Raw genomic sequence first — 21,172 nt, 5'->3', positions numbered from 1 at the left:
GGCGCGCCGCAAAGAAAAACATTTCGCCATCTTTTCTCTATCGTTCCCATCTTTCGTCATGTATAATAGAGAGAGAATCGAACGAGAAAGGAGATTGTCGAATGGGGGATATTACAAATGAAATGATTTGGCAAGCCATTAAAGAACTTGTCGAGCAGCTGCAACAAACGAACGGACAAGTGCAGCAACTGGGCCAACAGGTGCAACAAACAAACGAACAAGTGCAGCAACTGGGCCAACAGGTGCAACAAACAAACGAGCAAGTGCAGCAACTGGGCCAACAAGTCCAACACCTTAACAGCCAAGTGCAGCAGCTGAATCACCAAGTACAGCAAACTCATGAGCAAGTCGACCAGCTCGCCAAACAAGTGCAGCAAACGAATGAACAACTCAACCAATTAAGCCAGCAAGTGGCCGACATGGACAAACGGCTCACTGATGTCGCCAACGGCCAAAAAATTCTAGTTGAGGAACTGTTCGAAAACAAAAAGGAGATCAAGCGGGTTAAGACGGTGCTCAATATGTACTAGACGTCAGTCCGCTCCATTTCGTTGATCTCTTCGACGTTTAACGCTTGTTCCATATCCTGTGTGAACATAGCCATCATCAAACAACATCCCCCTGCTTACGTCATACTAAAACTCCGAATCATCGTCGCCGCAAATGAAGCCCGGAAGGTTCTCCTAAACAGATCTTCCGGACTTTCTCATCATGAAAACGGACACCGTCTCGTCTCATCGCCCCAACATCTCTTTCACCGTCGTCCGCTCCTCAATCACCGATGGATTTCCAAACTGGCCTAGTCCGCTTGCTTTCTTCCATGCCCCCGACTCCTCTATTTATAATTCACTAATACATAGAAAGGTTGTTATTAAGCATCTCCACTTAATAACAACCTTTCGCACGCTTCCAAAAAGGGACTTCAGCTTATTTGCGTCTTTGCCCCCAGCGTCTTCGCCAGCTCGAGGAAAAAGTCGAGCGCCTCCGGATTGGCCATCGAGCCTGGGTTGACCGCCTTTTCGAGCGGGAAGCCAAGGAGCAGCTTGCGGATCGGAATCTCCATTTTCTTGCCGTTTAGCGTTTTCGGAATTTGCTTCACCTCGTAAATTTCATCTGGAACAAAGCGCGGCGAGACGTGCTGCCGAATCGATTGGCGGATGCGCTCTTTCAGCTCGTCATCGAGCACCGCGCCCGGCTTGAGAACGACAAACAGCGGCATAAACGACTGCTTGCCCATCATTTCCAAGTCAACCACAAGACTCTCGAGCACCCCGTCGACCGCTTCGACCGCACGGTAAATTTCGCTCGTGCCCATGCGGACGCCGGCACGGTTGATCGTCGAGTCGGAGCGTCCGTAAATGACACATCCCCCTTGTTCGTCAATTTTAATCCAGTCGCCGTGCTTCCAGACGCCTGGGTACGTGTCAAAATAGCTGTTCCGATACCGTTCGCCGTCTGGATCGTTCCAGAAAAAGAGCGGCATCGACGGCATCGGCTTCGTGATGACAAGTTCACCGACTTCATTGACAAGCGGCTGGCCGTTTTCGTCAAACGCCTGCACATCCGCGCCCAACGCGCGGCACGAGAGGATGCCGGCGCGCACCGGCAAAATGGGGGAGCCGACGACAAACGCGGTGCACACATCCGTTCCGCCGCTGCATGATGCCAGGCAAATGTCATCCTTGACGTTTTCATACACCCAGGCGAACCCTTCGACCGTCAGCGGCGAACCGGTCGAGAGCACGGCCTCGAGCTTTGACAAGTCATATTGCTCTTTTGGCTTCAGGCCGAGCTTCATGCAGATGTTGATAAACGCCGCGCTTGTGCCGAAATGGGTGATGCCTGCCTTCTCGGCGAGCTCCCATAAAACGTTGCCATCCGGATACGTCGGACTGCCGTCATAAAGCACGATGGTTGACCCGGCCAGCAACCCGCCGATCAAAAAGTTCCACATCATCCATCCAGTCGTCGTAAACCAGAAAAACGTGCTGTCTTTCGTCAAGTTTTCGGAAATCGTCAATGCTTTCAAATGTTCAAGCAAAATGCCGCCATGCCCTTGGACGATCGGCTTCGGCAAGCCGGTCGTTCCCGAGGAATACAAAATCCAAAGCGGATGACGAAACGGAACGTCTTCATAGACGAGTTCCGCCTTGTCCTCCACGACATCATCCCACAGCACGACGCCCTCATCCGGCGCTTCCATCTGCCCGCGCCAATACGGAAGCAGCACCGTCTTTTTCAATGACGGCAACTTGGCGCGCAATTCGGATACGACCGGCATTTTGTCAAATTCTTTGCCGTTGTATTGGCAGCCGTCGACCGCAAACAACACGGTCGGCTCGATTTGCGCGAACCGGTCAATGACGCTGCCAGCGCCAAAATCCGGCGAGCAGCTGGACCAAATGGCGCCGATCGAGGCGCACGCCAAAAACGCCATCACTGTCTCGGGGATATTCGGCATATACGCGACAACGCGGTCGCCGCGCTTCACTCCCATCGCTCGCAATGCTTTGGCGATCGCCGCCGTTTTTTCGCTGAGCTCCTGCCAGGACACTTCCCGGTACGGCACGCGTTCCGAGCGGAAAATGATGGCCGGGCGGTCGGCGCGCGCATGCCGGAAAATATGTTTCGCATAGTTGAGCGCAGCGCCTGGAAACCATTCCGCCCCCGGCATCTTCCGCTCCCGCAGCACACACTCATACGGCGTTGCCGCCTGAACACCACAATATTCCCAAACCGTTTCCCAAAATGACTCAAGCTCCTCGACTGACCATGTCCATAGCTCGCGGTACGAAGAGAAGGAGAGCCCTTTCTGTTCTCTCAACCACTCCATATATCGATAAAGGTTGGAGCTTTTGATTTGTTCCTCCGTCGGCTGCCAAAGAATCGTCCCTTCCGTAATCGCTTTCATTTCATCGTGCGTCAATGGACGCCGTCACCGCCTTTCTGCCAATAGTTTGTTCAGACTATTCATATGATAACATGATTTCCTACTGTTTTGAATAGTTGTCGGTTCGACAACTCTGTCAGAAAAAGAAGAAGCAAATGGGTTGACAACAGCGAGGCAACTGGAATATGATAAATTCAAAAGTTGGTCTAATCCAAAAAAATGTCCTTAACAAAAAATATTAACCGGAGGGAAACTTTTATGGCAAAAGCAAAACACTGCCGCCTCTCCGATACGAAACCGGGTGATCGCTTTCGCATCGAAAAGGTTGATGTTCCTGATCCTGTGTTAAAACGACGATTGCTTGATTTGGGATTTGTACCCGGCGGGGAAGTGAAGGTTGGACAAAGAAGCCCGCTTGGCGACCCGACCGCCTATCGCGTTTGTGGCACGACGATCGCATTAAGGAAAGAAGAAAGCGACTATATTTACGGGGAGAAGATCGACCATGACTGATATGACGTATACGATTGCCTTAATGGGAAATCCGAACACCGGCAAAAGCACGTTGTTCAACGTCTTAACGGGCCTGCGCCAACATACCGGCAACTGGCCCGGGAAAACGGTCACTCATGCCGAAGGAGAATGCCGCCACCGCGGCACGTTGTACCGGATCGTCGACTTGCCGGGAACGTATTCGCTCTATTCCAATTCAGCCGATGAAGAGGTGGCGCGCGATTTTCTTCTGTTTCAACGTCCTGACGTCACGGTCGTTGTCGTCGATGCGACGGCATTAGAACGCAACTTGAATCTAGCGCTTCAAGTATTGGAAATGACCGACCGCGTCATTATCGCTATCAATTTGATGGATGAAGCGAAAAAGAAAGGCATTCATATCAATACAAAAAAATTAGCCGTCAAACTCGGCGTGCCGGTCGTGCCGATTTCGGCCCGCAACCGGGAAGGAATCGATGCACTGCTTGATACAGTGGATGCCATGGCGCATGGCCGCATCAACACCAACCCGCTTTCCATCCGGTACAGCCCGGAAATCGAACGAGGCATTGCCAAGCTCTTGCCCCTTGTCAAGGAACTGATGGGTGACACGCATCCTGCTCGCTGGATCGCTCTTCGTCTCCTTGACGGTGATGCATCGCTGCTTCAAGCGCTGAAACAACCGCCGCAACGATTGATCAAGGAGGGGAACGCGTATGCCTGCTGCGGATCTGTCAAATCAGTTTGACCAGCTCATGAACGAAGCCAAGTCATTAGCACCGGCTGACACGCGTGAACAGATCGTGTCTGCCATTTTCCAAACGTCCGCTGCGCTTTCTCAAGAATGTGTCACGCATACAGCGGCCGCAAAACGCGATCGAACGGAACAAATTGACCGGATCGTCACGTCGAAGCGGTGGGGATTTCCCATTATGCTGGCGCTGCTCGCCGCTGTCCTGTACATGACAATCGCCGGCGCCAACGTATTTTCCGATTCGCTCGCCCGCTTGTTCGGAACGATCGAAACGTATCTCACCATGGCGTTTCAAGCGATGCACGCCCCCGACTGGCTGCACGGCCTCCTTGTGCTTGGTCTATACAGAGGCACGGCTTGGGTCGTCAGCGTGATGCTGCCGCCGATGGCGATTTTCTTTCCCGTATTCGCTTTGCTCGAAAATTATGGCTACTTGCCGCGTGTCGCCTTTAACATGGATCGCTTGTTTAAAAAAGCGGGGGCGCATGGCAAACAATCACTGACGATGGCCATGGGCTTCGGCTGCAACGCGGCGGCCATCATGTCGACGCGCATTATCGAATCGCCGCGCGAGCGGATGCTCGCGATTTTGACGAACAACTTCGTCCCGTGCAACGGACGTTGGCCAACGCTGATTTTGCTTTCTTCCTTATTTATGGCAGCCGGCTATACAGGTGGATGGAACACGTTCGTGACAGCAGGTGTGGTCGTCGCCATGGTGTTGTTTGGCATCGTCGTCACGTTGACCGTTTCATGGGTCTTATCCAAGACGGCCTTGCGCGGCATTCCGACCCATTACACGCTGGAGCTGCCGCCGTACCGACGCCCGAAAATCATGGAGACGATCATCCGGGCCACCCTCGACAAATCACTTTATGTGCTGAAACGGGCGGTAACGGTTGCGGCGCCAGCCGGCGTAATCACATGGATTCTCGCCAATCTTCATATCGGCGACACAACCGCGCTGGCCGCTTTCGCCCACTGGCTTGACCCATTTGCCCAATCATTGGGATTGGATGGCTACATTTTGATGGCGTTCATTTTAGGCTTGCCAGCCAATGAAATTGTCGTGCCGATTTTGCTGATGGGCTATTTATCCGCGGGGGCGCTCATCGAAGCCGATGGTCTGCATTCTCTTAAACAACTTTTGCTCGACCACGGCTGGACGTGGCTCACCGCCCTTAATATGATGCTGTTTTCCCTGCTTCACTACCCATGCGGCACGACGCTCGTCAACATTTACAAAGAAACGAAAAGCGCAAAATGGACGTTCGTCGCCTTTGCCTTGCCGACAGCGATTGCCATTGCGGTCACCTTTACGACCGCACAGCTTGTGAGATGGCTCGGGCTCGTATAAACGGCGCAACCCCGCTTCCCGATCGAGGGAAACGGGGCTGTTTTTTTGGACAACTAGACTTGATAAGAAAAAGCAGTTCTTCACCAAACGTTGTACTGGAAGGCGCCCACTCATAGCTTTCATCCATTTCTTGAATCATGAATGAGGTTGCATGATGGCGCAAGAAACCGATCCGATTGGCCAAGCGCATATTATGGCGATGAACCGAAGAAACAGCGCCGCCTCCAATTCTCCATCCTTCTTCCCTATCTATACTTCCTTGACTTCTTCTAGATGGGAAACATCGCCTTCCACAACCAGGTGAAACACGTCCGCATTCACCTCCACAATCGTCACGCTCGTGCCGTACATATACGGCGGCGCCCACAGCTGGTCAAGCGGCGCGCCCTTGAACGCCGCCATAAGCGTTTTCAGCACGACGCCGTGGGTGACGATTAACACCGTTTCTCCCTCGTGCCGCTCGATGATGCGCCGCACCGCTTCAAGCGCCCGCTGTTGCACGTCGCAAAACCGCTCGCCACGCTGTGGAGCGTACAGATGGGGGGCGTTCCAAAAATGGTCGAACGCGATCGGATCCATTTCCCGGATCTCGTCATGCGTCTTGCCTTCCCAATCGCCAAGACGAATCTCGCGCAGCCGCTCGTCTTGATAGATCGGAATGAGCCGCCCGCCGCGGACGAGCTCGGCCGTTTCCAGCGCCCGGCCGCTTGTGCTTGTGTAAATCGCGGCCAATTCCACCGCTTCAAGCCGCTTTCCAAGCCGCATGGCGTCTTGCCGCCCTTTTTCCGTGAGCGGCGAGTCTTGCCATCCTTGCATCCGCTTTTCGACGTTCCACTTCGTTTCCCCATGTCTGGTCAAATACAAGGTTGTCCCCATGTGTTCCTTTGCTTCTCCTCTCTATTCATCTATCGATCATTCAATCGCCTGCTCAGGCAAGCTAGCCAAAAAAGCGCTCGCCGCATCGTTGCAGAGAAGCGATCGTATCGTGAAGCGGCGGGAGCGCCGTGCTGCCGATGATCTGCGCCTCGATCGTATACGCGCGCCGCTGCAGGCGCAGCACCATAGCGGCCGTTTTCTCATCCGCGATCTGAAGTTCCGCAATCATGATCCTCTCCCTTTCGATGGCGAAAAAGCGGCCGAGCTGGGCCGCCTGCTTGTTAATGGATGATTTCTTTCATCGCCTCTTGCAGCGAATGAAAGCCTTTTTTCTCCCGACCGTCTTTTCGAACGGTCCATTCCTGCTTCTCAAGCGCCAGTTCACCGCGTTCGTTTTTGACAAACGGCATGTGAATGGTGATCATCTCGTCGTCTTTGTTGATCGTATAACCGATATAATAGCGATTGCCTTCACCATGCTCTTCAAAAATGCCGACTTGGTCGAGTCCATAGGCTTCCATCATCGGCTCAAGCGTGTCGATGAACTCCTCGATCACAACGCTTCTTGGCGCAAATTCCATGGTTTTTCCTCCTCTTGCCTAGTCATCAAGTGTAGTTTGCGGCAAGCCGAGGAAACTCATGAGTGGAAATGACCGACTTATGACGAAGGCCCATTGCAAGCCGTGCGGTTGTACTCCTCAAGCCATTGCTGCAACTTTTCCGCTTCGAGCGAGCGGCTGAAATAAAATCCTTGCGCGTAGTCGCAATGCATTTGCGAAAGAAGCGCCACCTGCGATTCGGTCTCCACTCCTTCGGCCAATACTTCAATATCCAGGCTTTTTGCTAAATGAATGATCGTATCAACGATCGTTGCATCTTTCGAATTTTCCGCAATGCCTTGAATAAAACTGCGGTCGATTTTCAACAGCGACACCGGCAAATTGCGGATGTAAGCCAACGATGAAAAACCGGTTCCAAAGTCATCGATCGCCGCCTGCACACCGAGACGTTGCAATTCGGTTAAAATGTGCTGCCCTGTTTCGATGTTTTCCATCAGTCCGCTTTCGGTCACTTCCAAAATGAGACGATCGGGCGAAAGCCCCGTCTCCCGCAAAATGCGCTTCACATGCTCGATGAGCTCCGGACGATTGAGCAAAAACGGCGACAAGTTGACTGCGAGCTTGAGGCCCGGAGATTTTCTTTCCCACTCTTTCACTTGACGGGACGCCTGTTCCAACACCCATAATGTAATTTCAAAAATAAACCCGCTTTCCTCCGCCAACGGAATGAAATCGAGCGGCGGAATTTCACCGAGCGACGGATGACGCCAGCGCAAAAGCGCCTCAACCCCCATCGCCTTTCCTTTAGCAAGTTGCACTTTCGGCTGATAGCATAAATACAACTGCCCGCGCATAATAGCAAACGGCAAATCTTGCTCAATCACCGCCTGCCGATGCTCGGTCGGCCGGTAAAAGGCATAGCCGTTCCGCCCCCGCTCTTTCACTTCGTACAACGCTTGATCGGCGTATTTCATCACTTGCTCGATCCGATCGCTGTCTTTCGGGAAAAAAGCGATGCCGATCGACAATGTTGATTGAATCAGCTGTTTTTCGTAATAAAACGGCTCGTGAAACGAACTGACAAGCTGTTCCGCCAAGGCGGTCATCTCTGTTTTCGTTATGTTCGGCAGCAAGAGAACAAACTCATCACCGCCGATGCGGGCAAAAAAGTCGCCGGGACGCAACGCCCGCTCGACGCGCTTGACCGCCGCGCGCAAAAAGTAATCGCCGGCTTGATGGGAAAAATGATCGTTGATCCATTTGAATTTGTCAAAATCCAAATAACAAAGAGCAAACGGCGTCTGACTCGCGATCAGCTCATGAATATGCCGCTCGAAATAGCTGCGGTTGGCGATGCCGGTAAGCGAATCGAAGTAGGCAAGCTGACGGAGCTTCTCTTCATACCGTTTCCGCTCGCTGATGTTTTTCACGGTTACAATGACGCAATCGAGCGTCCCCGCTTCATCGATGATCGCCTTCCCTTGCGCCTCCATCCAAACCCATTCGCCTTTCTCGCCTTGCTTGCGAAATTCGGCGGATTGCGTCTCGTATGTATCGTACAGCTCAGCCAATTTTTGTGCCACGACCGGGGCGTCATCAGGGTGGACAAATGTCAGCACCTCTTCGTATGACACTGGAAGACGCTTGTTTGTTTTTCGCTTCCATGACGGCGGAATGTATGACAACTCACGATTGGGAGAAAAAATCAACACGTAATCGTTCGAATGCTCAACAATCAGCTGCAGACGCCGTTCCGCTTCGGCAAGCCGCGCTTGCAGGCCGCTCTCCTCCGCTTGGCGGCGAAGAACGCATAAGACGGCGGCCGTCTGTCCGTTTTCACCGATGATCGGCGACACGCCCGCAACCAATAAGCCGTCAAGCAACTCCCAGCGAAAGGCAGCCGGGCGCTGTTTCACCCGTTCAACCAACGCCCGTCCTTCGACGGACAGCGTCCTCTGTTCTTCTTCACTCAGCGCCAAGCCGGCAAAAGCCGGATTGTTGTAAATGATCACGCCTTGCAAATTCAAGATGACCACTGCTTCTGTGAAGTGATGGAAAAAGGCCGTATATTTGTCCATGCAATTGCTACCTCGCCGTTTCACCAAAATAAGCGATGTCCACACTTCCATTTTCACGAAAATCACGGCAAAAATCAACAAATTTCGCAAACATTTTGTCAAAAATATGGAACTGCCCACCGGCGGCCTTCCGGTCACCCGGTTTGCCGCTGGCGGGCTTTGAGTGGGCACGTTTGGCAGCATGTCCCCCCGTTGGTTTGCACGTATAGGCAGCACGTTGTCCGCTGCATGCCGCTCGCGCCTTTCCAAAAGCGACGGAGCGGATTGTCTTTTTGGCCAAACAGGCGGCCGTCTGCGTCATAAACAAGGAAATAAAAATCATCGCGCAGCCGGTCGGCGACCGGGGCAAGCGACTCATCCTCAAGCCAACGTTCATATACCCAGTACACATAAATCGCGACATTTTCCCATAAGATGAGCGGCGATACACGCGTCAGGCGCCGCAACCGGACGATGAGCGGAGCGAACAAGCCGACGAACACGTCGCGAACGGCCTGCTCGCGCCAACCGCTGCGCTCAATGCCGCACATCTCCGCTTCCGGCGGCGCAAGGCGAAAGCGCGGCATCCACATTTCCCCTTCGCCGTCCGTATCAAGCCAAATTCGCTCAGGATCGAGCACAAGCCGCTTGTTCCACACCGACATGGCGTATAAGGCCATCGGCGCCAAAAAGCTTAGGCGCTTGACGAGCATCGAAGCGGCAACCGCGTCGTTTGCCGCCCCCATCTCGGCGCGGACGTGCGCCACATACTTCGCGAGCTGCCCGTCATCATTCAGCAGCCGGGCCAACAACATCGATGACGAGACATCAGCAGCTTCGCTCGAAAAACGGTACGTTTCCAACGCTTTCACTTCTTCTTCACTTAACCTCATCACGATACGCCTTCTTTCTGTAGGATGCGCCGCCCTTTGCCGTACGGAATGCAAAGCGGAGTGCCAAAGAGCGGATCGTACGTAATTTGACAGTCCATTTGGAACACATCTTTCACGAGCTGGCGGGAAATGACATCCTCCGGCTTCCCTTCGGCGTACACCGTTTTGTTGCGAATGGCGACGAGATGATGCGCATAGCGGCACGCCAAATTTAAATCGTGAAGCACCATGACGATCGTCCGCTGTTCTGTTGCATTGAGTTCGAACAATAAATCCAAAATATCAATTTGATGCGCCAAATCTAAGTAAGTGGTCGGCTCGTCAAGCAAGATGATGTCCGTTTCTTGCGCCAGCGTCATGGCAATCCATGCGCGCTGGCGCTGGCCGCCGGACAGCGAATCAACCGGCCGCTCGGCAAGCTCTGTCAGTCCTGTTGCTGACAAAGCGCGCGCAACGGCGCGCTCATCTTCGTCGCTCCATTGCTTGAGCCACGTTTGATATGGGTAACGCCCTTGCTTGACGAGCTGAAGGACCGTCAATCCTTCCGGAGCCACAGGCGACTGCGGCAAAATGGCCAAACGGCGGGCGATTTCCTTGGTCGGCTGCTTGGCAATCTCTTTTCCATCAAGCAAGACAGCGCCGCCTGCCGGCTTCAACAGACGAGCCAAGGCGCGCAGCAACGTCGACTTGCCGCAGCCGTTCGCGCCGATGAACACCGTGATTTTCCCTTTTGGAATCGTCAAGTTCAACCGATCGATAATGAGCGCATCCCCGTACGACAATGTCAATTCTTTCGCCTGCAGCGCGTGCATGTTTGCCCCCTCCTTCATTTATGGTTTCCGGGTTCGGTACAACAAATAAATAAAATATGGCGCACCAAGTGCGGCCGTAAATACGCCGGCCGGGATTTCCGTCGGCGCCAAAAGCATCCGCCCGGCGAGATCCGCCCCCATGACGAGCACGCCGCCTAACAGCGCCGCCGTCGGAAGCAGCGCACCAAACGCCGAACCAACAAGCCGGCGCGCCATATGCGGCGCCATCAGCCCGACAAACCCGATGCCGCCGGCAAACGCCACCGCCCCCCCGGTGAGCGCGGTGCTCAGCAGCACAAGCCCGAGCCGCTGCCGTTCGACTGCACTGCCAAGCCCAACCGCCAGCTCGCCTCCTAACTCCTGCACATTGACGTGTCGGGCTGCGAGCATGGCCATAAGGAGCAGCCCAATGACCAATGGCGCCATGAGCGAAACGTGCTGCCAAGATGCGCCATATACGCTGCCGGTGATCCAAACGTTCGCCTGGCTCGCCCGGTAAATCGGCCCGACGATCATGAGCAGCGTCGTCACTGCCTGCATGAGCGCGGAAATGCCAATGCCGATCAGCACAAGCCGAAGCGGGGCGAGACCGTTTTTCCACGCGAGCATATACACGAACCAAGCAGCGGCCGCAGCGCCGAGAAAGGCGGCAAGCGGCAGCCAGTGGATGCTGACGGTGAGGGAGTTGTTTTCATCGCTAAACAGCGCCAAAAAAGCGACGACCGCGGCCGCCGCCCCGCCGGTGATGCCGAGCACATCCGGCGAAGCAAGCGGATTGCGCACCATCCCTTGCAAAATCGCGCCCGCGGCCGCAAGCGCCATTCCGGCCAGCCAGGCAACCAACACGCGCGGCAGGCGGAACGTCAAAATGACCGTCTGATGCATTTCCTCCCCGTATCCGAGCAGCGCAGCGGCCGCTTCAAACGGCGAAATGCGCATCTCCCCGCTGCCGATGCTGACGAGAAAAAGCAGAATCGCCGCCGCCCCGAACGCAGTGATCACGACGGCAGCTTTTTTGTCATACAAAAACGATACATAGTTTCCCATCCGAACCGTGACGTATTTTTTCATTTTGCGGTGATCCCCCTGCGGGCAATGTAGACGAAAAACGGAACGCCGATCAACGCCGTGACGATGCCGACCGGCACTTCGCGCGGCATGAGCACGTAACGCGCCCCAATATCAGCAGCCAAAAGCAAAATTCCGCCGAGCAAGGCGCAGTATGGAAGCAGCCAGCGGTGGTCAACGCCGGCCAACGCCCGCGCCATATGCGGCACCATGATGCCGACAAAGCCGATCGGGCCGGCCACAGCGACCGAACCGCCAGCAAGCAGCACGACTAACAGGGCGGCAGCAGCCTTGATCACATTCGTCCGCTGCCCGAGTCCTTTCGCTACATCGTCTCCCATCATTAAGATGTTGACATGGCGCGCCAGCAACATGGCCCCAAGCCAAGCGGCAGCCAAATACGGAAAAACGGCGGCCAACAGCTCCAGCTTTCGTCCAGCGACTGACCCAGCCAACCAAAAGAGCACTTCTTCGAGCGCCTTTTCGTTCATCGCCAACATTCCTTGCGTCAGCGAGGCAAATAAAGCCGCGACCGCCGTGCCGGCAAGCGTCATCTTCAGCGGTGTCAGCCCGTCTTTCCCTGCGGCGCTGATCACAAACACGATCGCCGCCGCGGCCGCCGCCCCAATAAACGCGATCCATGACAACATTTGCAATGAAGAAATGGAAAAAAAGGTGACCATCACAACAATGAAAAAACCGGCCCCGGCGTTAATGCCAAAAATGCCTGGCGAAGCGAGCGGGTTTCGCGTCAGCGCTTGCATGAGCGCCCCGGCCATCGCTAGGCTTGCGCCAACGGCTGCCGCAATCAACGCTCGCGGCAGCCGAACCGTCGCCACGACTAAATGGGCGTTCGATCCGTTATTGTCGATAAGAGCCGCCACCGCCTGCCGCCAACTCGTGTCGGTATATCCACAAACGATGCTCATCCACATGGCGGCAAGCAGCACTATTAGCAAACCGATGAGGCCAATCATTTTTTGACGGTTTGTTGCGAACATTCCCCCGCGATCTCCCTTGCTTCATTCATTCTATAATCTATACGTTAAGTCTATTTGATAATGACTCTCATCGTCAATGTTTTTCGCCATCTTTTTTTATGATATTCTCATGATTTTTTCATTTTTTCATTTTTTATTGACAATGATTATCGCTGTTATTTATGATATTAGCGTAAATGAAACTCATTATCAACAATAAGGGGGGATTTCACTGTGAAACGGAAACATCTCACTCTTCTGTCCGCCTTCATCCTTTCTCTCCTTCTTCTTGCCGGCTGCGGCGGAAAACAGGAAGAAACGGCCGAGCCGGCAGAAAACAAGGAACCGAAATCTGAAGGAAGCTATACGGTCGAACACGCCATGGAAACAACAGAAATCAAAGGGACGCCAAAACGGGTCGTCATTTTAACGAACGAAGGAACGGAAGCGCTGCTCGCGCTAGGCGTGAAACCGGTCGGCGCGGTCAAATCGTGGACGGGCGATCCGTGGTACGACCACATTAAAGACCAAATGGATGGCGTCAAAGAGCTCGGTCTCGAATCGGAGCCAAACGTGGAAGCGATCGCCGCCTTGAAACCGGATTTGATCATCGGCAACAAAATGCGCCATGAAAAAATTTACGAGCAACTGAAACAAATCGCTCCGACCGTGTTCTCAGAAACGCTGCGCGGCAACTGGAAAGACAACTTCATGCTCTATGCAAAAGCCGTGAACAAAGAAGAGAAAGGAAAGCAAGTCATCGCTGAATACGACAAGCGCATCGAAGACTTAAAAGCGAAACTTGGCGATAAGCTGAAGATGAAAGTATCGATCGTCCGCTTTATGGCCGGCGACGTGCGCATTTACCATAAAGACTCGTTCTCCGGCGTCATTTTAGACCAACTCGGCTTCGCCCGCCCGGAATCGCAAAACGTAAACGACTTTGCGGAAACCGGCGTGACGAAAGAACGCATCCCAGCCATGGATGGCGATATCTTGTTCTACTTTACATATGAAACCGGCGACGGCAAAGCAAGCGAAATCGAAAAAGAATGGATCAACGACCCGCTCTTTCAAAACTTAAACGTCGCGAAACAAGGCAAAGTGTACAAAGTGAGCGACACGATTTGGAACACGGCTGGCGGAGTACTTGCGGCCCACTTGATGTTGGATGATATTGAAAAATATTTTCTGCAAGGCCAGTAATGCAGTGAAAGACGATGCAAAGCCTCTTCTTCCTTTGCATCGTCTTCTTTTTTCTTATTGAAAACGCACTGCCTTGATCAGCCATTTTTATCTTAATTAGGCGAGAAGACTCCCACTTCAACGAAGCGAAGCGGAGTAAGTGGGAGATGAATCGCCTTAACTATATTTTGCTGAAAATTAGGATAGATTCAGTAAAATATAGTATCATATAGTTAGATGGGAGGTGAAAAAATGTATTTTTGTATCAAACAACAGCTAAATGGTTTGACCAAAGAAGAATACTTGACTCTTCGAGAACTGTGCCATATTGCCAAGAACATGTACAACGTCGGATTGTACAATGTCAGACAATACTATTTTGAACACAAGGAATTTCTTAATTATGAGAAAAATTATCATCTTGCCAAAACTAACGAAAACTATAAGCTGTTAAACAGCAACATGGCACAGCAAATTTTAAAAAAGGTCAATGAAGCCTTTAAATCTTTCTTTGGTTTGATCAGTCTTGCCAAACAAGGAAAATATGACCACAAGGCTATCAGTATTCCAAAATATCTTAAAAAAGATGGCTTTCATTCACTGATCATTGGCCAGATTCGTATAGACGGCAACAAATTCACGATACCGTATTCTCGCCTATTTAAAAAGACTCACAAGCCTATCACGATAACGATTCCGCCTGTGTTACTGGACAAAAAGATTAAGCAGATTGAAATCATTCCTAAGCATCATGCCAGGTTCTTTGAGATTCAGTACAAATATGAAATGCCTGAAGATCAAAGAGAATTAAACGACCAAAAAGCACTGGCAATTGATTTAGGATTAAACAATCTTGCCACTTGTGTCACATCAGACGGCAGATCATTTATCATTGATGGGCGGAGATTAAAAAGTATAAATCAATGGTTTAACAAAGAAAATGCCAGACTTCAAAGCATAAAAGATAAGCAAAAAATCAAAGGCACCACTCGTAAACAGGCTTTGCTTGCTATGAATCGCAATAATAAAGTGAATGATTATATCAACAAGACTTGCCGTTACATCATTAACTACTGTATTGAAAATCAAATTGGCAAACTTGTCATTGGCTATGCGGAAACATGGCAACGCAATATGAATCTAGGAAAAAAGACAAATCAAAACTTTGTCAATATTCCTCTCGGTAACATAAAAGAAAAACTAGAATATCTTTGTAAATTTTACGGCATTGAATTCTTGAAACAGGAAGAATCATATACGTCTCAAGCCAGCTTTTTTGACGGCGATGAGATTCCTGAATATAATGCCGACAATCCAAAAGAATATAAGTTCAGCGGCAAACGTATTAAGCGCGGCTTGTATCGAACAAAGTCTGGCAAACTAATTAATGCTGATGTCAATGGCGCATTAAACATCTTAAAGAAAAGTAAAGCTGTAGACCTGAGTGTCTTATGCTCTAGCGGCGAAGTGGACACGCCTCAAAGAATAAGGATTGCTTGAAGCAGTCAAACTTCTTTGGAAGCCCCCACTTCAAATTTTCGCTAGAAAATTAAGTGGGGGTAGTTCACGCCGGAATGGTGAGCGCAGCGCGCCTAGCTACAAGATGGTTGCCGCCCAAGACAAAGTATGATACATTCAAACTGTCAATAACCGAGCCAGGAAACGACCAAAAAGAAAGGAAGAAGAAATTTGAGACGTCCAGTATGGATGGCGGCATGTATGTTGTCGTTTAGCGTTCTTCTGTCAGGCTGCGCAGATGGCAACAGCCAAGAACAAAGCCATTCGCATATAACGAAAACAGCTACTGGCGATATTCGCGAAACAACAAAATCGATCGAGCATTTGCCAAGCTTTTTGAGCGCGTTTGAAGAAGAGATGGCGGTCTTGTACCAGCAGGCGGCCGAACACCGCGAGCTGCTTGAGAATATCCCTTGCTATTGCGGCTGCGGGCAATCAGCTGGCCATAAGAACAATTACGACTGCTTCGTCTATGAAAATAAACAAGACGGCTCGGTCGTCTGGGATGATCATGCGACCAAATGCGGCGTCTGCTTGGAGATCGCCGCCGAATCGATCGCCGCTTACGATCAAGGGAAATCGATCAAAGACATTCGGCATATGATCGATCAAAAATATAAAGAAGGCTACGCCGAACCGACGCCGACCAAACCGCTCTAATACCAGCAAAAAAAGCGCCAAACTTGGCGCTTTTTTTTCGTTCAGCCGATGCCCTAGGCCAAAACGACATTGATCCTGTAAAATCAACTCTTTGTTCACGGCGAACTCGATCGCTTGGCGAACAATGACCATTCTCCACCAACCTTCCAGCCCTCTGCCCTGCCTAGGAGCGTCAGTGGCGGCTGAGCGCCGCGTACAAATCGTGCAACGTATCGATGCCGCGCCCGTGAAGCTCCTTAAGCAAAATCGCCCATAGCTTCGTCATCGCTTCGACATCGCCGTCGGCCGTATGGCGGCGCGGGCAACGGATGCCGTAACAAGCTAACGCATCGTCAAACGTCGGGCACGAATGGCCGATCAGCGTCATCATCGGCTGCAAGTCAAGAAATCGTCCGCTCCATTTTTGCCGATAATGGCGCCAAAGGGCATGGCGCAAAAACGCCAAATCATGGCCGATATGATAGCCGACTAAAACGCCTGTGGCAATAAACGGCACAAACGTGCGCAGCGCCTCGGCAAGCGGCGGAGCGAACACCACATCCTTCGCCTCAATGCCGGTCAAGGCGGAGATGTGTTGCGGGATCGGCTTTTCCGGCTTGACGAGCGTCATGTACATATCGGTCACGGCTCCTCCGACCGTTTTCGCTGCCGCCATGGCCAAAATTTCATCGCCTTGCTCCGGGGAAAAGCCGGTCGTTTCCATATCGATGATGACAAACGGGATGTCAGTCAAACGGTCATGCCAATTGATGATGTGCTGTTTTTCCTTTTGCAGCGAGCGCAGCCACATTTCCTGCTGCAGCGAATGATCGTTGCCGAATAGGGCGGATGATGCTTCACGAGGGATGCCAAGCGACAACAAGCGGAGCGCCCGCTGCCAAAAACGGTGCCGCTCATGCATGAATGCGAGCCACCTGCCGGGCGACAAAGCGCTGCAACCGTTTTGCGGTGCGCATCGCTTGCTTCAGCTGCTTTTGCTCTGTCCGCTCAAGCGTCCGCCATAACACATATTCACGACCATCCCTCGCCTCGGTGCTGTACTTGAGACGAATCGAATAGTAAACAGACAGCGCCTCGCCAACGGCGGTGGAAAGCGGTGCCGTCAATACGCCCGCCGCCTCAAGCGCCCGCCGCCGCTCTGCCGTGTCCGCCGCTGGGACTCGCGCAAAACAGGCTAACCATTTTAAGGCGTTGGTGAGTTGCACGTAGCCGCTTTGTTTCATATGAACGGCCCCACTGTGCGGCCCCCATCTCTCCGTTTGCACGTTGCCCAGCCAACCGAGCGGAACCGGAGGAAATTGAACGTGCTCCCCCATGCGCGCCAACAGCGGCGGCCGGTCAGCGATCTCGGCAAACAGCGTCCGCCTCCCCGCCTCGGCCAGTTCGGCGTCTCCATAAAGCGGCCGCATATCCATCGCGATCAACAAAAAACGAATGTCGTTCGGCCACCCGCTTTCGAAATAGGAAGAAAGTTGTTGCTCCCAACCGCGGACCGACTGCGCCCACCGCTTGTTCGTCGCCATCACGTAACCGGAGCAGTACGGATACCCAGCCTCATGCAACATGTCCACCCCAACCGCCGCCATATGGCGAATGAATTCATAACAAGCCGCCTCCTCTTCCTCAGGACAGTCGAATAAAACGCCGTGGTCCTGGTCCGTCCAAATCGTCGGCTCACACCGGCCGATGCTTCCCATCACATACCAGCACCACGCCGGGGGACGAATGCCGACCGACCGTTTCATCGTCTCCCGCTCCGCAAGGAAAAACGCGCGGCGAAGGATGGCTTCATGCACACAAACGATGTCGCTTGCAAGCTGCTCCATTTGTTCAAGCGTCAAACAGCGCCGCAGTTCGCGCGCCAGTTCATCGTGGCAAAAACGAAGTTCGGCGGCCGACTCGGCTCGGTTTAGCCGCTCGACCACCTTTGCCGCCAACGATTCCATCACCTTTCCCCTCCTGGCTACTGCTGGGCGAGGGTCTTGGGCTGATACGCCGGATCGAGCTGTTCCGGATAGCCATAAGAACCGTGCTCGCTAATATCAAGACCTGAAATTTCTTGTTCCGCCGTGACACGCAGCCCGATCGTTTTCTTCAGGGCATATAAGATGACAAACGAAACAGCAGCGACATACACCGCAGCGCCGAGCACCCCGACCGTTTGCACAATCAGCTGATCAAATCCGCCGCCGTAAAACAGTCCAGCCTTCCCGATGCCCGTGATCTCGACTAAACGCGGCGAGGCGAAAAACCCGGTTGAAATCGTGCCAATAATGCCAGCGACACCATGGACGGAAAAAGCATAAATCGGATCGTCAATCCCTTTGCGTTCAAAGTAGATGGATGTCCAGAACGTAAACGACCCCGCCACTGCACCGATCACAACCGCCGCCCACGGTTCGACGAACGCGCACGCGGCGGTAATGGCAACCAAAGCCGCGAGCACGCCGTTGACCATCGCTGGAATGTCCGCTTTGCCGACCAAAATTTTCGCCGTCACAATCGCGGCGATCGCTCCCGCCGCGGCGGCCAAATTCGTCGTCAGCGCGACATAGCCGAAAAATCCGTCGCCAACCGCCATCGTGCTGCCAGCGTTAAAGCCGAACCAGCCGATCCATAAAATCAATCCGCCAATGACCGTATATACTTGGTTATGCCCAGGAATGACGTTTGGAGTCTTATCTTTATTGAACTTGCCGATGCGCGGGCCGAGCAAAATTGTAGCCACGAGCGCCGCAATCGCTCCTTGCAAGTGAACAACGGTCGAACCGGCGAAATCTTGCATTCCTATTTTTCCAAGCCAGCCGCCGCCCCACACCCAATGGCCGATCACCGGGTAAATGGCGATCGTAAAAATCGTGCCGAAAAGAAAATAAACAGACAGTTTCGCCCGCTCAGCGAAGCCGCCCCAAGCGATGGCCAGCGACACGCCGGCAAAGCCGAGCTGGAATAAAAATTTCAGCTCGAGCGGCACATTCGCCCACGACAACGAGTCAAACGTTCCTTTTCCTTCTTTTAAAAACCATCCTTCCGTCCCGATGAAGCTATTCCCAGCCCCAAACGTAATCGCAAAGCCGAACGCCCAAAACGCCAATGAGGCGATGGCAAAGCTTAAAATTTGTTTGCCAGCCACATGTCCGGAGTTTTTCATGCGCGTTGATCCGGCCTCAAGCAAAGCAAACCCTGCCTGCATGCCGATGACGAGCACCGCCGAAAGCATGACCCAGAGGGCATCCAGCCCAAGCGTCAACGTTTTTTCATCCATTTTACGCATCCCCCTTTTGTCATTTATCATCCCTTTTATATGTCATAATATATAACATAAACCAACCAAAAGCAACACGTGTTTTTGGTTGAAATCGGTTTCAAACACAAAAAGTTTGTTAAATTTCTTAACAAAAAAGAATGCCCCTCATCACGAGGGGCATTCCTCACAGTGTTACGCCACACGAATGGGCTTGCCAAACGGCACGCGCGGCATGTAATCGTCCGGCACAAGCCAAAACACTTCATAGTCGACTTCGAGTTCTTCATAAAAATAGCCGGTTACATCGGTGATGTAAAACAACGTATCGATTTTTTGCGCAGCGGCCCACTCGAGCACTTCAGTATACGACGACTTCCCGTGTGTGAAATACTTGATCGCAGCTACGCCAACCGGCGAGACATCGCGAATCTTGAAGTCCGCCTGCACAAGCAGCGTGTCTGGGCGCAGTTTCTCAAACAGCTTGACAATGTTTTGAATAAGCACAGGCCGCGCCGGGCGGTTTGATGTGTCGATCGCCAACGCGATGGAATGGTCTTTCCGCTCTTTGAGCAACGCCAATAAAGCCCGCTGCCATCTCACGATGATCATCCCCCTTGTGTAAATCGCCGTGCGCATTACTAGTATAGACAGCGAAATCAGAAAGTACGAACTGTTTTTCTTTCCTTTTGCCCTTTCATTTCTCACCGATGGACAGCCTTAGCCATCAGCGGAAACGCCAAGGAGCGAATCCTTGGCGTTTCGGCTTTTACTCCGGCGGGGACAGGGGAATGTCTGGCGCGTTTTCTTGCTCGGCCGCCGCCTCGATCGTCCCTTCCGCGTAGACGTCGCTTACTTGTTCATGCGTCTCGGCCAACCCGGCGCCGAGAGCCGCGGCTGACTTGTAATCAGACGGATCATACTGGCGCCCGGCCACCTCAAGCGATTGTTTGTTCTCTGCCATTCGCTTTCCTCCCTGTTCACATCGTTCATTATATTAATGTGAAACAGGGATGAAAAATAAAAAGAGGAAGTTTATGGATAATACATGTATACATCAAGACAAATGCGGCAAACTAACGGTAAACAACCAAAAGAGAGGATGATGGCCAATGAGACAGCCACAACAAAACGACAGCTTGGAGCAGCAACGAAAAAAACAACAGCCGGCAAAAAATATGGAAAAGCAACCGGGGTACGGAGATAAAAAATTAGAGGGCCCGAACTCCCCTGCAGAGTGAGGACGGCGGCGCAAAGATGAGACATTTGCTCGCATTGGCGCTGAAGTATTTGCTGACGGCTACCGTGATGTTCGCCATTTTGCCGTTGTTTTTGCGCATATCGTCCGCGGAACTATTATGGTTCAGCCTTTGGCTGACGCTAGTCGCCTACGCGCTCGGCGATTTGTATGTCTTGCCGCGCCTCGGCAACGTCTCGGCGACGATCGCCGATTTCGGCCTAGTGTTTGTCGCTACTTGGATCGGCGTTGGCGCGTTTTATGACGGTGCAGGGGGCGCTATGATCAATGCGGCCTTTTTCTCGGCCTTGCTTGCCGCATTAGGGGAGCTGTTGTTCCATGGCTATGTGTTGCGTTTTGTCATCGGCCAACATGGCGAGGAAGGGGTGCCGCTGATCGGCCGCCAGTGGCAGACGGAAGCGGCGGAAGAGTTTGACATCCGCACCGCCCGCCCCGATGGCCGCGAAGACGAACGGGTGGACGACGAAGACCGGCCGAAGCAAGAACCGCCCAACCCCCCGATTTTGTAGGCGAGGAGGCCGCCTAGCGCAAAACGCCATCGAACGGCGGCTCTTGGCTGCACAACCGC

The 21,172-nt window shown here is 52.7% G+C and carries 22 protein-coding genes; 8 read left to right on the top strand and 14 right to left on the bottom strand.

Annotation, left to right across the window (positions count from 1 at the left end; all coding sequences use genetic code 11):
- Nucleotides 1–101 precede the first annotated feature (101 nt).
- Complete coding sequence (locus tag ACR1UW_RS08925; RefSeq protein WP_498932975.1) at nt 102–530, top strand: hypothetical protein; 429 nt, start codon at nt 102–104, stop codon at nt 528–530.
- A gap of 392 nt (nt 531–922) precedes the next feature.
- Here the strand turns inward: ACR1UW_RS08925 and ACR1UW_RS08920 are convergent, their stop codons facing one another.
- Nucleotides 923–2,911, bottom strand: a complete 1,989-nt coding sequence (locus ACR1UW_RS08920; protein WP_498935289.1) for an acetoacetate--CoA ligase — start codon at nt 2,909–2,911, stop codon at nt 923–925.
- A 237-nt stretch (nt 2,912–3,148) separates the two neighbouring features.
- Here ACR1UW_RS08920 and ACR1UW_RS08915 point away from each other — a divergent pair, with 237 nt between their 5' ends.
- The 3 genes from ACR1UW_RS08915 to ACR1UW_RS08905 are packed head-to-tail and all read left to right on the top strand — an operon-like array spanning nt 3,149 to nt 5,493.
- Entirely contained in the window at nt 3,149–3,403 is a 255-nt protein-coding gene (locus ACR1UW_RS08915) for a FeoA family protein (RefSeq protein WP_289643982.1), read from the top strand.
- Nucleotides 3,396–4,130: a FeoB small GTPase domain-containing protein gene (locus tag ACR1UW_RS08910; protein WP_289643981.1), complete on the top strand. Its 735-nt coding sequence runs from the start codon at nt 3,396–3,398 to the stop codon at nt 4,128–4,130. Before ACR1UW_RS08915 ends, ACR1UW_RS08910 begins: the two co-directional genes overlap by 8 nt.
- On the top strand, nt 4,099–5,493 hold the full coding sequence (locus ACR1UW_RS08905) for a nucleoside recognition domain-containing protein (protein ID WP_289643980.1): 1,395 nt from the start codon (nt 4,099–4,101) through the stop codon (nt 5,491–5,493). The genes ACR1UW_RS08910 and ACR1UW_RS08905 overlap by 32 nt, the downstream gene beginning before the upstream one ends.
- 249 nt (nt 5,494–5,742) lie before the next feature.
- Here ACR1UW_RS08905 and ACR1UW_RS08900 read toward each other — a convergent pair whose 3' ends face one another.
- The 8 genes from ACR1UW_RS08900 to ACR1UW_RS08865 all read right to left on the bottom strand — a co-directional run bounded on the left by ACR1UW_RS08900 (nt 5,743) and on the right by ACR1UW_RS08865 (nt 12,760).
- Entirely contained in the window at nt 5,743–6,369 is a 627-nt protein-coding gene (locus tag ACR1UW_RS08900; protein ID WP_033008735.1) for a histidine phosphatase family protein, read from the bottom strand.
- A 61-nt stretch (nt 6,370–6,430) separates the two neighbouring features.
- Nucleotides 6,431–6,598 (bottom strand): hypothetical protein, encoded by a 168-nt coding sequence (locus tag ACR1UW_RS08895; RefSeq protein WP_033008751.1) that lies wholly within the window; start codon nt 6,596–6,598, stop codon nt 6,431–6,433.
- A gap of 52 nt (nt 6,599–6,650) precedes the next feature.
- Nucleotides 6,651–6,950 carry a DUF5634 family protein gene (locus ACR1UW_RS08890; protein ID WP_033008733.1) on the bottom strand — a complete coding sequence of 100 codons (300 nt, stop codon included), beginning with the start codon at nt 6,948–6,950 and terminating at the stop codon, nt 6,651–6,653.
- Nucleotides 6,951–7,027: 77 nt separating this feature from the next.
- Nucleotides 7,028–9,007 (bottom strand): putative bifunctional diguanylate cyclase/phosphodiesterase, encoded by a 1,980-nt coding sequence (locus ACR1UW_RS08885; protein WP_033008749.1) that lies wholly within the window; start codon nt 9,005–9,007, stop codon nt 7,028–7,030.
- A 134-nt stretch (nt 9,008–9,141) separates the two neighbouring features.
- Entirely contained in the window at nt 9,142–9,879 is a 738-nt protein-coding gene (locus ACR1UW_RS08880) for an IucA/IucC family C-terminal-domain containing protein (protein ID WP_033008732.1), read from the bottom strand.
- Nucleotides 9,879–10,691: an ABC transporter ATP-binding protein gene (locus ACR1UW_RS08875; RefSeq protein WP_033008731.1), complete on the bottom strand. Its 813-nt coding sequence runs from the start codon at nt 10,689–10,691 to the stop codon at nt 9,879–9,881. The genes ACR1UW_RS08880 and ACR1UW_RS08875 overlap by 1 nt, the downstream gene beginning before the upstream one ends.
- A gap of 18 nt (nt 10,692–10,709) precedes the next feature.
- Entirely contained in the window at nt 10,710–11,762 is a 1,053-nt protein-coding gene (locus ACR1UW_RS08870) for a FecCD family ABC transporter permease (protein WP_033008729.1), read from the bottom strand.
- Nucleotides 11,759–12,760: a FecCD family ABC transporter permease gene (locus tag ACR1UW_RS08865; RefSeq protein ID WP_033008726.1), complete on the bottom strand. Its 1,002-nt coding sequence runs from the start codon at nt 12,758–12,760 to the stop codon at nt 11,759–11,761. The genes ACR1UW_RS08870 and ACR1UW_RS08865 overlap by 4 nt, the downstream gene beginning before the upstream one ends.
- A 213-nt stretch (nt 12,761–12,973) precedes the next feature.
- Here ACR1UW_RS08865 and ACR1UW_RS08860 point away from each other — a divergent pair, with 213 nt between their 5' ends.
- From ACR1UW_RS08860 to ACR1UW_RS08850, 3 genes are all read left to right on the top strand, one after another.
- Entirely contained in the window at nt 12,974–13,945 is a 972-nt protein-coding gene (locus tag ACR1UW_RS08860) for an ABC transporter substrate-binding protein (RefSeq protein ID WP_033008723.1), read from the top strand.
- A 231-nt stretch (nt 13,946–14,176) separates the two neighbouring features.
- Entirely contained in the window at nt 14,177–15,424 is a 1,248-nt protein-coding gene (locus ACR1UW_RS08855) for an RNA-guided endonuclease InsQ/TnpB family protein (protein ID WP_150825518.1), read from the top strand.
- Nucleotides 15,425–15,631: 207 nt separating this feature from the next.
- Nucleotides 15,632–16,102, top strand: a complete 471-nt coding sequence (locus ACR1UW_RS08850; protein ID WP_369806429.1) for a PCYCGC motif-containing (lipo)protein — start codon at nt 15,632–15,634, stop codon at nt 16,100–16,102.
- 172 nt (nt 16,103–16,274) lie between these two features.
- Here ACR1UW_RS08850 and ACR1UW_RS08845 read toward each other — a convergent pair whose 3' ends face one another.
- The 5 genes from ACR1UW_RS08845 to ACR1UW_RS08825 all read right to left on the bottom strand — a co-directional run bounded on the left by ACR1UW_RS08845 (nt 16,275) and on the right by ACR1UW_RS08825 (nt 20,310).
- Nucleotides 16,275–17,003 carry a 3'-5' exonuclease gene (locus ACR1UW_RS08845; RefSeq protein WP_050368609.1) on the bottom strand — a complete coding sequence of 243 codons (729 nt, stop codon included), beginning with the start codon at nt 17,001–17,003 and terminating at the stop codon, nt 16,275–16,277.
- On the bottom strand, nt 16,996–18,048 hold the full coding sequence (locus tag ACR1UW_RS08840; RefSeq protein WP_498729169.1) for a DUF294 nucleotidyltransferase-like domain-containing protein: 1,053 nt from the start codon (nt 18,046–18,048) through the stop codon (nt 16,996–16,998). Before ACR1UW_RS08840 ends, ACR1UW_RS08845 begins: the two co-directional genes overlap by 8 nt.
- A 17-nt stretch (nt 18,049–18,065) precedes the next feature.
- Nucleotides 18,066–19,367, bottom strand: a complete 1,302-nt coding sequence (locus ACR1UW_RS08835; RefSeq protein WP_096225392.1) for an ammonium transporter — start codon at nt 19,365–19,367, stop codon at nt 18,066–18,068.
- A 174-nt stretch (nt 19,368–19,541) separates the two neighbouring features.
- Nucleotides 19,542–19,949: a vWA domain-containing protein gene (locus ACR1UW_RS08830; protein ID WP_289668858.1), complete on the bottom strand. Its 408-nt coding sequence runs from the start codon at nt 19,947–19,949 to the stop codon at nt 19,542–19,544.
- A gap of 166 nt (nt 19,950–20,115) precedes the next feature.
- Nucleotides 20,116–20,310 (bottom strand): YozQ family protein, encoded by a 195-nt coding sequence (locus ACR1UW_RS08825; protein WP_498932967.1) that lies wholly within the window; start codon nt 20,308–20,310, stop codon nt 20,116–20,118.
- 293 nt (nt 20,311–20,603) lie between these two features.
- Here ACR1UW_RS08825 and ACR1UW_RS08820 point away from each other — a divergent pair, with 293 nt between their 5' ends.
- Nucleotides 20,604–21,113 carry a YndM family protein gene (locus ACR1UW_RS08820; RefSeq protein ID WP_033016582.1) on the top strand — a complete coding sequence of 170 codons (510 nt, stop codon included), beginning with the start codon at nt 20,604–20,606 and terminating at the stop codon, nt 21,111–21,113.
- The last annotated feature ends 59 nt before the right edge of the window (nt 21,114–21,172 follow it).

This window comes from Geobacillus lituanicus, assembly GCF_050994965.1.
Classification (GTDB): Bacteria; Bacillota; Bacilli; order Bacillales; family Anoxybacillaceae; genus Geobacillus; species Geobacillus stearothermophilus.
The sequence above is the reverse complement of the archived record's forward strand: the minus strand, read 5'-3'. Positions and strand labels throughout refer to the sequence as shown.